At 71.2% G+C, this 11801-nt stretch carries 3 protein-coding genes; all 3 read right to left on the bottom strand.

Going from position 1 to position 11801, the window contains the following annotated elements; genetic code table 11:
- Nucleotides 1-2146 (bottom strand): type I polyketide synthase (locus FHS42_RS35820; RefSeq protein WP_446696892.1); only part of this gene is annotated, 2146 nt, incomplete at its 3' end.
- A 46-nt stretch (nt 2147-2192) separates the two neighbouring features.
- A complete protein-coding gene (locus FHS42_RS35815) occupies nt 2193-8648 on the bottom strand; it encodes a type I polyketide synthase (protein WP_184580510.1) in 6456 nt (2151 codons plus the stop codon).
- A gap of 15 nt (nt 8649-8663) precedes the next feature.
- On the bottom strand, nt 8664-11801 hold a 3138-nt coding region (locus FHS42_RS35810), incomplete at its 5' end, for a type I polyketide synthase (protein WP_221477191.1).

Genomic DNA, 11801 nt, shown 5'->3' with positions numbered 1-11801 from the left:
GACCCCCATAACCGGCAATCAACTCCACAGCCCGCTCCACAGGCAACGCCAACGACACCATCCCACCCAAACCAGCAAGCCGATCCCGCACCAACACACTACGCACCGCAACAATACGAGCCGCATCCCGCAACGACACCGCACCAGCAACATACGCAGCAGCAATCTCACCCTGCGAATGCCCCACCACCGCCGCCGGCTCCACCCCACAAGAACGCCACAACGCAGCCACACCCACCATCACCGCAAAAAGAGCCGGCTGCACCACATCCACACGCCCCAAACCAGGCGCACCATCAACACCCCGCAAAACGCCCTCCAAATCCCACTCCACAAACTCACCCAACGCCTGCCCACACTCAGCAATCACCCCAGCAATCACCGGCGACGTATCAAGCAACTCCACCGCCATACCCACCCACTGAGCACCCTGCCCAGGAAACACAAACACCGGCTTCGCCACACCACCCACCCGGCCATCGACGAAGACGGGCGACGGCTCGCCAACGGACAGCGCAGACAGCCCGGTGAGCAGTTCTTCGCGGTCGGCGGCGACGACGACGCCCCGGTGCTCCAGGTGGGCGCGCGTGGTGGCCGCGGAGAAGCCGAGGTCGGCGAGGGACAGGTCGGGGTGCGCGAGCGCGTGGCCGCGCAACCGGTCGGCCTGGGCGCGCATCGCCGCAGCGGTGCGGCCGGACACGGGCACCGGGACTGCCGGCAGGGGCTGCGCCCCGGTGCTCTCGGCGGGCTCCTCGGCGGGCGCCTCCTCGACGATGATGTGCGCGTTGGTGCCGCTCACCCCGAACGACGACACGGCCGCGCGCCGGGGCCGGTCCCCCGTGCGCCACTCCCGCGCCTCGGTGAGCAGCCGGACCTCGCCTGTCTGCCAGTCGATGTGCGGGGACGGCTCGTCGGCGTGCAGGGTCTTGGGCAGTACGCCGTTACGCATCGCCATGACCATCTTGATGACGCCGGCGACGCCCGCGGCCAGTGAGGTGTGGCCGATGTTGGACTTGATCGACCCGAGCCACAGCGGGTCCCCGGCCCGGTCTTGCCCGTACGTCGCGAGCAGCGCCTGCGCCTCGATGGGGTCACCCAACACGGTGCCGGTGCCATGGCCCTCTACGGCGTCCACCTCGCCCGGGGTCAGCCCGGCGTTGGCCAACGCCTGCCGGATGACGCGTTCTTGTGCCGGACCACTGGGCGCGGTCAGGCCGTTGCTCGCACCGTCCTGGTTGACGGCCGTGCCCCGAATGAGGCCAAGGATGCGCCGACCATTGCGGCGGGCATCCGACAGCCGTTCCAGGACGACCAAACCCAGGCCATCGGAGAAGCCAGTGCCGTCCGCCGCCGCTCCGTAGGCACGGCAGCGACCATCAGGCGACACGGCCTGCTGACGGCTGAACTCGGATAGCAGGAACGGGCCGGACATGACGGTCACGCCGCCGACGAGCGCCATGGAGCACTCGCCGGCGCGCAGCGCCTGCGCCGCCAGGTGCAGGGCGACGGCCGATGAGGAGCAGGCCGTGTCGATGGACACGGCGGGCCCCTCCAGGCCGAACAGATAGGAGATGCGGCCGGAGGAGACGCTGGCCGCGCCGCCGGTCAGTTGAAGGCCGTCGATCTGCGGCAGGCTGCCTGCGGGCGCCGTGCAGTAGTCGCTGGTGCCGACGCCGCAAAAGACGCCGGTGGCGCTGCCGCGCAGCGAGGTCGGGTCCATCCCGGCGTCCTCGAAGGCCTCCCAGGACGCTTCGAGCAGCAGCCGCTGCTGCGGGTCCATGGCCAGCGCCTCGCGCGGGCTGATGCCGAAGAACTCGGCGTCGAACTCGGCGACGTGGTCCACGAATCCGCCGCCGCTGGTGGAGATGGCGCCGGGCCTGCGCAGGCTCGGATCGTAGAGCCGCTCCAGGTCCCAGCCCCGGTCGGTGGGCAGCCCGGAGATGGCGTCGCGGCCGGAGGCCACGAGCTCCCACAGCTCGTCGGGTGAGGTGACGCCGCCGGGGTAGCGGCAGCTCATGCCGACGATCGCGAGAGGTTCGTCGGCCTGCGCGAGCAGCCGGTTGTTGAGCTGACGGAGCCTGTCGGTCTCCTTGAGGGACTTCCGGAGCGCCTCGACGAGCTGTTTTTGGTCGGTGGCCATGTCTATTCCTTCGTCTGCGGGCTCAGTGCGGCGCGGGCGGGGGCGACCGGGGTCACGCGAGGTCCTCCTGGGCCATCCGGATCAGGGCTTCCGCGTCCATGTCGTCGAACGACTCGGCGTCGCTCTCGTCGGCCGCCGCCTGGGGCGGATCGCTGTGGGCCAGTTCGCGCAGGATGTCGAGCAGTCCGGCCTTGCGGAGCCGATCGACGGGGATCGAGGTGAGCAGGGCGCGGATCTCGTCCTGCTCGGACCGTGGAGGGGCGGCGGAGTCGGGCACGAGTTCCGGCAGCAGATGGCGGGCGACGGCCGCCGGGCTGGGGTGGTCGAACACGACGGTGGCGGCCAGCCGCACGCCGGTGGCCTGGCTGAGCCGGTTACGCAGCTCGACGGCGCTGAGCGAGTCGAACCCCATGTCCTTGAAGGCACGTTCGGGATCGACGGACGCCGCGGAGGCGTGCCCGAGGACGTCGGCTGCCTGCTTTTGGACCAGTTCGAGCACGATCCGCTCCCGTTCGGCCTCGGACGCCCCGGCCAGCCGCCGGGCGAGCGTCGCTGCACCCGAGTCGGCGGCGCGGGCTGGCGTACGCACCAGGCCGCGCAGCAGCGGCGGGAGCAGGCCCGCACGGGCCTGGGCGCGTAGCGCCGCCGCCTCCAGCAGCACCGGGGCGACCACGGCCGCGTCCGTCACCAACGCCTGGTCAAACATCGCGAGCCCGGTCTCGGCGGTGAGCGCGCTCATGCCCATACGACCTAGCCGCGCAAGGCCGGCCTCGTCCAACTGGGCGGCCATGCCCGCGGTCTCCGACCACAGACCCCAGGCGAGGGATACGGCGGGCAGTGCGGCGGCCCGGCGCGACGCGGCCAGTGCATCCAGCGCCGCGTTGGCAGCCGCGTAGTTGCCCTGCCCTGGGCTGCCTATCAGCGATGCGACGGACGAGAACAGTACGAACGCCGACAGGTCCGCGCCTGCGGTCAGCTCGTGCAGATGCCAGGCCGCGTCCACCTTGGGCCGCAGCACGCGCTCAAGCTGCTCGGGTGTCATCGACTCGATCACACCGTCATCGAGAACACCGGCCGCGTGGACGACGCCGGTGATGGGCCGCTTCACCGTGCCAAGGGCAGCGGCTAGTTGGTCGCGGTCGGCCACGTCGCAGGCGACGACCCGGGCCTCGCAGCCCGCCGCCGCCAGCTCGGCGATCAGTTCGCCCGCGCCCTCGGCCTGCGGGCCGCGCCGGCTCAACAGCAGCAGATCGCGCACGTCGTGCCCGGTAGCGAGATGCCGGGCGAACAGCGCGCCCAGACCGCCCGTGCCGCCGGTGATGACCACCGTGCCCTCGGGGCCCAGCGGCGCCGGGACGGTCAGCACGACCTTGCCCACGGTGTGCCCCTCGCGCAGGGGACGCATCGCCTCGCGGCCCTGCCGCACATCCCAGGTCTGGATCGGCGCGAACTGGAACACACCCCGCTCAAACAGGCCCACAACCTCGGCGAGCAGCTCGCCAAGCCGCCGCGGCCCCGCCTCATACAGGTCGAACGCCCGGTACGCCACCCCCGGCCGCCGCGCCGCGACCTCATCGGCGTCCCGGATATCGGCCTTGCCCAGCTCCACGAACCGCCCGCCGCGCGGCAGCAGATCCAAGGAGGCGTCAACGAACTCACCGGCGAGGGAGTTCAGTACGACGTCCATGCCCGCGCCGCCGGTCACGTCCAGCAAGGCGTCCCGGAACGTCGTCTCCCGCGAGGAGGCGATGTGGTCCTCCCGCACGCCCGCCGCGCGTACGACGTCCCGTTTGGCGGGACTGACCGTGACGTACACGTCGGCGCCCAGATGCCGCGCGAGCTGAAGGGCGGCCGTGCCGACGCCCCCGGCGGCGGCGTGCACCAACACCTTCTCCCCCGCGCGCAACCCGGCCACGTCCACCAGTCCGTAGTACGCGGTCGCGTAGGCCACAGGAACGGCCGCGGCCTGCGTAAAGGACCAGGAGTCCGGCATGCGTGCGACGAGACTGCGATGCGTAACGGCCACAGGCCCGAAGGAGCCGGGCACGATGCCGAACACCCGCTCACCTACGGCTAGTTCGCTGACGTCGGACCCGGTCTCAAGCACCACACCGGCCGCCTCAGCGCCCAACGGCACATCGTCCGGGTACAGGCCAAGGGCGATCAGTACGTCACGGAAGTTCAGGCCAGCGGCACGCACCCCGATGCGCACCTCGTCGGCGCCGAGCGGGCGACGCGCACCGGATGGCGTGATCTCCACGCCATCCAAAGAGCCCTTGCGTGCGGCGGACAGGTGCCAGGCGTCGTCGGCGGGCGCGGTGGCCACGCCAAGCCGCGGCGCGAACACCTCGTCCCCGCGCACAGCAAGCCGCGGCTCATCAGCGTCAAGCAGCGCGCCCCAGTCGGGTTCGCCACCTTCCACGTCCACCAGCAAAAACCGGTCCGGATGCTCGGACTGAGCGCTGCACAGCAGGCCCCACACGGCAGCCTGGGCCAGGTCCGGCGCCTCAGCACCGATGGCGGCGGCACGCCGGGTCACGACGACCAGCCGGGCGCCACCCAAGGCCCCGTTGGCAAGCCAGGACCGGACGAGCTCCAGCGCCTCGGCAGCGGCCTCGCGAACGGCCCTGGCCGTGTCCCGAGCCGCGTCCCCGGCCGCGTCCCCGGCCGTGTTCCCAAGGGGGGCGGCGACAGCGGCGACGACCAGCTCCGGCGTCTGACCGCCATCGGCGACGGCCTTCTCCAGCGCGGCCAGGTCCGGGAACCGCTCCCCCGCACCGGGCGCACCACCCAGCACCGCCGTGCGCACCGGTCGGCCCGCGCCGACCGCGACCGGCGCCCAGTCCAGCCGGTGGACCGCCTGCCGGCCGCTGCGCCGCAACCGCTCCAGCTGGGCCGGGTCCACCGGCCGCATGTCCAGCCGGGCCAGGCTCAGCACCGGCTCGCCCTGTTCACTCGCGACATCGAGGCCGAACGCGGCCTCGCCGACCCGCCGCATACGAACCCGCACCCGCGAAAGGCCGCCACGCGCCAGGCGCACCCCGGACCAAGAGAACGGCAGGAACGCCGTGTCGCTCGGCCCGTCCTGCAACAGACCCGAGTGCAGGGCCGCGTCAAACAGCGCCGGGTGCGCCCCGAAGCTCTCCCCACCGCTATCACCGGGCAGGGCGACCTCGGCGAACACCTCGTCACCGACCCGCCAGGCCGTCCGTACGCCCTGGAAGGCGGGCCCGTAGTCGAAGCCCAGGTCCGCCATCCCGGCATACAGCGCGTCCGCGGGCATCTCGACGCCGTCAGCCGGCGGCCACTGCGCCGGCACCCACGACACCGCGGCGGTGTCCTCGATGGCCAGTGTTCCTCGGGCGTGGCACGTCATCTCGCCCTGCTCATCGTCGCCGGCCTCGGCACGGGCGAAGACCGCGACCGCACGACGCCCGTCCTCACCGGCGGCGTCCACGGTGACGCGCAGCTGGACGGCTTTCCCCTCGTCCAGCAGCAGCGGCGCCTGCATCACCAGCTCGTCCACCACCGGCGCACCCACCCGGCGCCCGGCTGCCAACACCAGCTCCACCCATGCGGTACCGGGCACGATCACCGAGCCCAGCACGACGTGATCACTCACCCACGGCTGCGACTGCGCCGACAGCAGCCCGGTGAACACCCACTCGTCCCGGTCCCCGACCTGCACGGCCGCAGCCAGCATCGGATGCTCGACCCGCTCCAGACCTGCCGCCGCAACATCACCGCCCTGCGGGGAGGGAGTGAGCCAAAAGTGTTCACGTTGGAAGGCGTACGTCGGGAGGTCTACGCGCTGGGCGCCGGTACCGGCGTAGAAGGCCTCCCAGTCAACGCCGACACCCGCGGTGTGGGCACGGCCGAGGAAGCCGGCGAACACGGACTCTTCGGCGTGCTTGGCCCGCAGGGCAGGAACGAACACCGCCTCGGCGTCCTCCTCCACACACTGCCGAGCCATGGCCGACAACACCGCATCCGGCCCCAACTCCAAGAACCGACGCACCCCCAGATCCCACAGAACCCGGATACCGTCCGCGAAACGCACCGCCTGCCGGACGTGACGCACCCAGTAATCAGCGTCGAAGGCGGAGACGATTTCGCCGGTGACATTCGAGACCACCGGAATACGCGGCTCGGAATACGTGAGCCGCTCAGCGACCGCCCGGAACTCCGCCAACATCGGCTCCATCCGCGGTGAATGGAAGGCGTGCGACACCCGCAACCGCGACGTCTTACGCCCCTCCCACCTCGGCAACCATTCCTCCACAGCATCCGCATCACCAGACACCACCACAGCCAACGGACCATTTACCGCAGCGACCTCCAACCGGCCTTCGAAGCCAGCCAGCGACTCCGCTACCTCAACCTCAGCCGCCTGCACCGCCACCATCGCGCCACCACCAGGCAACCCACCCATCAACCGACCACGCGCCACCACGAGCTCAGCAGCATCAGCCAGTGACAACACACCCGCCACATGCGCGGCAGCCAACTCACCCACCGAATGACCAATCAAGTAATCCGCGCCCATCCCCAACGACTCCACCAAACGGAACAACGCCACCTCAACCGCAAACAACGCCACCTGCGTGAACTCCGTCGAGTCCAACACACCACTGCTATCGGCAAGTAGCTCCCGCAACGACCGACCCAACCGAGGATCAACCTCAACACACACCTCACCCAACACCCGCCCAAAAACGGGATAAGCGCGCGCCAACTCCAACCCCATACCAACCCGCTGCGCACCCTGCCCCGTAAACAAAAACGCAGACTTGCCCCCAACCGCCAACTCCCCCACAGCCGACTCCCCAACAACCAACTCACCCAACCGCGCCAACAACTCGTCACGACCCGAAGCGACGACCACCACCCGCCGCTCCAACAACGCCCGCGACGCCACCAACGAGTAGCCAACGTCAGCGACGCTCACCCCCTGATCAGCGGCGACGCGCTCCCGCAGCCGCCCCGCCTGTGCCCGCAATACAGCATCGTTGCGCGCGGACAGAACGACCGGCACAGTACCGGCCGCGCGGGACGCCACTACGGGTGCCGACCCCTCAGCCGAAGGCTCAGCCGACTCCTCGGCCAGCTCCTCGGTCGGAGCCTCCTCAACGATGATGTGCGCGTTGGTGCCACTCACCCCGAACGACGACACACCAGCGCGCCGCGGACGCTCACCCGCCGACCACTCACGGGCCTCCGTCAACAGCTCCACCCGGCCCGCGTCCCAGTCCACGTGCCCAGACGGCTCGTCCACATGAAGCGTGGGTGGCAGCACTCCGTGCCGCATCGCCATCACCATCTTGATGACACCCGCCACGGCAGCAGCCGCCGACGTATGACCGATGTTCGACTTGATCGACCCCAACCACAGCGGGTCCCCCTCGCGGTCCCGCCCATACGTCGCAAGCAGCGCCTGCGCCTCGATCGGATCACCGAGCACCGTGCCCGTGCCATGCCCCTCGACCGCGTCCACCTCGGCCGGGGTCAGCCGCGCGCTCTCCAGCGCCTGCCGGATCACCCGCTCCTGAGAGGGTCCGTTGGGCGCGGTCAGGCCGTTGCTCGCACCGTCCTGGTTGATGGCCGTGCCACGGACCAGGCCAAGGATGCGGCGGCCGTTGCGCTTGGCGTCGGAGAGCCGTTCCAGGACCAGCAGGCCGAGACCATCGGCGAAGCCGGTGCCGTCCGCCGACGCGGCGTACGCGCGGCAGCGGCCGTCCTGCGACAGGCCGCGCTGCCGGCTGAACTCCCGCAGCATGAACGGGCTCGGCATGAGGGTCACGCCACCGGCGAGGGCCATGGAGCACTCACCGGCGCGCAGCGCCTGCGAGGCCAGGTGCAGGGCGACAGCGGAGGAGGAACATGCGGTATCGACGGACACCGCGGGACCTTCCAGGCCGAACAGGTAGGAGATGCGGCCGGAGGAGACGCTGCCCGAGCCGCCCGTCAGCTGGAAGCCCTCCACCTGGGGAAGGTTCTTGTCCGGTCCCACGCCGTAGTCCGTGACGCTGAGTCCGCAGTAGACGCCGGTGTCGCTGCCGCGCAGCGAGTGCACGTCGATGCGGGCATGCTCGAAGGCCTCCCAGGACGCTTCGAGCAGCAGCCGCTGCTGTGGGTCCATGGCCAGCGCCTCGCGCGGGCCGATGCCGAAGAAGTCCGCGTCGAACTCGCCGATGTCCTGGACGAAGCCGCCGCCCCTGGCGTAGACCGTGCCGGGTTGGTCGGGGTCGGGGTCGTAGAGCTGCTCCAGGTCCCAGCCGCGGTCGGTGGGCAGCCCGGAGATGGCGTCGCCACCACGGGCTACGAGGTCCCACAGTGCTTCTGGGGAGGTCACTCCGCCGGGGTAGCGGCAGCTCATGCCGACGATGGCGATCGGTTCGGCCGCCCGGTACTCGTTCTCTTCCAGCTGCGCCCGGGTCTCGTTCAGTTCGAGCGCCACCTTCTTCAGGTAGCGGACGAGCTTGTCCTGCTGATCGATGGTGTCCGTCATTTCCGTGATCCCCCGTTACTCGTCGCCCAGATCGACATCGATCATCTGGAAGATCTCCTCGGCGGTGGTGGCCGCCTCGATCCGCTCCCTGGCGTTTTGCTTCTTGTCGCCCTGTGTGGTGTCACCCGTGCCGGTGCCGATGCTGGACAGCAGGGCGCGCAGGCGCTTGGCCACCCGTTGCCGCTCCTCCGCGGAGCTTGCGGTGAGCATGTCCTCCAGCTTCCGCACCTCTTGGTCGATGAGCGGCTCGGCCGGTTCGCCGCCGCCGATCTCCGACAGCAGCAGGGTGGCGACCGCGACCGGGGTGGGGTGGTCGAAGACCAGCGTGGCGGGCAGGCGCACGCCGGTGGTTTGGGTGAGCCGGTTGCGTAGTTCGACGGCGCTCAAGGAGTCGAACCCGATGTCCTTGAAGGCGCGTTCGGGGTCGATGGAGGTGGCCGTGGCGTGCCCGAGTACGCCGGCGACCTGTGCCTGAACCAGTTCGAGCGCGATGTGTGCCCGGTCGGCCTCGGGAGCCCCGGCCAGCCGTTGCGCCAGCACCGCGGTGCCGGCGTCAGCGGTGCGCTCCGGCGTACGCACCAGGCCGCGCAGCAGCGGCGGGAGCAGGCCCGCGCGGGCCTGGGCGCGTAGCGCCGGCGTCTCTAGCAGCACCGGGGCGACCACGGCCGCGTCCGTCACCAACGCCTGGTCGAACAGGGCGGGGCCGGTCTCGGCGGTGAGGGCGCTGATGCCCATGCGTGCCAGCCGGGCCAGTTCGGCTGCGTCCAGTTGTGCCGCCATGCCGGCCGTGCCCGACCACAGGCCCCAGGCCATGGCCATCGCGGGCAGACCCGCAGCCCGGCGCAGCCCGGACAGGGCTCCCAGCGTGGCGTTGGCGGCTGCGTAGTTGGCTTGCCCTGGGCTGCCGATGAGCGCCGATACCGAGGAGAACAGCACGAACGCGGTCAGGTTCGCGTCGGCGGTCAGTTCGTGCAGGTGCCAGGCGGCGTCCGTCTTGGGCCGCATGACGCGGTCGATCTGCTCGACCGACAGCGACTCGATCACACCGTCGTCGAGCACACCGGCCGCGTGGACGACGCCGGTGACGGGCTGCTCCACGGTGCCCAGGGCTGCGGCTAGTTGGGCGCGGTCGGCTACGTCGCAGGCGACGGCCCGCGCGTGGCAGTCAAGGCCCGCCAGCTCGGCGACCAGTTCGGTGGCGCCGTCAGCCTCGGGTCCGCGCCGGCTGAGCAGCAGCACATGCCGCACGCCGTGGGTGGCTGCGAGGTGCCGGGCGAACACGGCACCCAAACCGCCCGTACCGCCGGTGATGACGACGGTGCCCTCCGGACCGAAGAACATCGGCCGCTCGGCCGGTTCGGCGGCGGCGCGGGTCAGCCTCGGTGCGAGCAGCCGTCCGCCGCGCACCGCGAGCTGCGGTTCGTCGGCGGCTGCCACGGCGCCCCAGTCGGGCTGGTAGGCGTCGAGCGCCCCCGCGTCGAGGTCGCTTGCGGTGGGGCCGCTTGCGGCGGAGGCGTGCGCGTCGAGGTCGTTCGTATCGAGGTCCACGAGGACGAACCGGTCGGGGTGCTCGGATTGGGCGCTACGCAGCAGGCCCGATACGGCGGCCTGGGCGAGGTCCGGCATCTCGTCGTGCACCGACATCGCGCGCCGGGTGGTCACCACGAGCCGGGACTCGCCCAGCCACTCGCTCGCCAGCCGGCGCTGCACCAGCGCCAGCGCCTCGGCGGTGGCCTGCCGGGCGGCTTCGGCGGGGTGGTTCGCACCGGCTGGCGTGGCGACGTGGGTCAGCACCAGGTCCGGGACGGGACCGCCGTCAGCGACGGCACGTTCCAGCGCGGCCAGGTCCGCGTACGCCTCGCCCTCGGCGGACAGTCCGCCGAGCACCGCGACTCGTACGCCACCCGCCGATCCGTCCGCGGGGGCCGTCGCCGGCGCCCAGTCGAGCCGGTGGACCGGCGGCCCGCCGGCGCGGCGAAGCTGCGACAGCTGGGCGGGGTCTACGGGGCGCATGTCGAGCCGGCCCAGGCTCAGCACCGGCTCGCCGTGCTCAGAGACGGCGTCCACGCGCAGCGCGGCATCACCGGCGGGCGCGATCCGCACCCGGACCCGCGACAGGCCCGTGCGGCCGATCCGCACCGAGGACCAGGAGAACGGCAAGAGCGTTGTGCCGTCGCCGGAGCCCTTCTCGGCGAACGCGCTGTGCAGCGTCGCGTCGAACAGGGCCGGGTGGAGGCCGAAACTCTCCCCGCCGCAGTCGCCGGGCAAGGCGACGTCGGCGAACACCTCGTCGCCCACGCGCCACGCGGTGCGCACCCCTTGGAAGACGGGCCCGTAGTCGAACCCGAGCTCCGCCATGCCCGCGTACAGCACATCACCGGTCATCTCCTGGCCGCCGGCCGGCGGCCACTCGGTGGGCGCCCACGTGGGCACGGGCGCGACGTCCTCGGTGGCCAGCAGGCCACGCGCGTGGCAGGTCATGTCGCGTTGCTCGCCGCTTTTGGCCTCGGGACGGGCGAACACCGCGACCTCGCGGCGCCCGTCGTCGCCAACGGGCCCGATAGTGATGGCCAGTTGGGCGGCGGCGCCCTCGTCCAGCAGCAACGGCGCCTCCATGACCAGCTCGTCCACTACCGGAACGCCCACTGTGCGGCCGGCGGCGAGGACGAGTTCGACCCATGCCGTGCCGGGCACGATCACCGTGTCCAGCACCACGTGGTCACGCATCCACGGCTGTGACTCGGTGGACAGCCGCCCGGTGAACACCCACTCATCGCGGTCACCGACCCGCACGGCCGCCGCGAGGACCGGATGCTCCATGCGCTCCTGGCCCGCGGCGGCGACGTCACCGGCCCCGGCCGAGGGCAGCAGCCAGTAGTGCTCCCGTTGGAAGGCGTACGTCGGCAGTGCCACGCGCCGCGCGCCCGTGCCCTCGTAGACCGCATCCCAGGCGATGTGTACGCCCGCGGTGTGTGCCTGGCCGAGGGAGAGCAGGAAGCGGGGCATGCCGCCCTCATCACGCCGCATCGAACCCACCACCGACACCCGGGCGTTCGCATCCCGCGCCTCGATGCTCTCCTCAACCGCCATCGTCAGCACCGGATGCGGAGACACCTCAACGAAACAACCCATGCCCTTATCGATCAACGCACC

Origin of the sequence: Streptomyces zagrosensis, from assembly GCF_014203645.1 — a bacterium.
GTDB classification, from domain to species: Bacteria; Actinomycetota; Actinomycetes; order Streptomycetales; family Streptomycetaceae; genus Streptomyces; species Streptomyces zagrosensis.
Note: the sequence above shows the minus strand (reverse complement) of the source record. Positions and strands in the feature narration are given on the sequence as shown.

Coding starts and splice junctions, on each gene's coding strand:
- FHS42_RS35815 (WP_184580510.1), bottom strand. CDS start 8,648: ATGACGGACACCATCGATCAGCAGGACAAGCTCGTCCGCTACCTGAAG.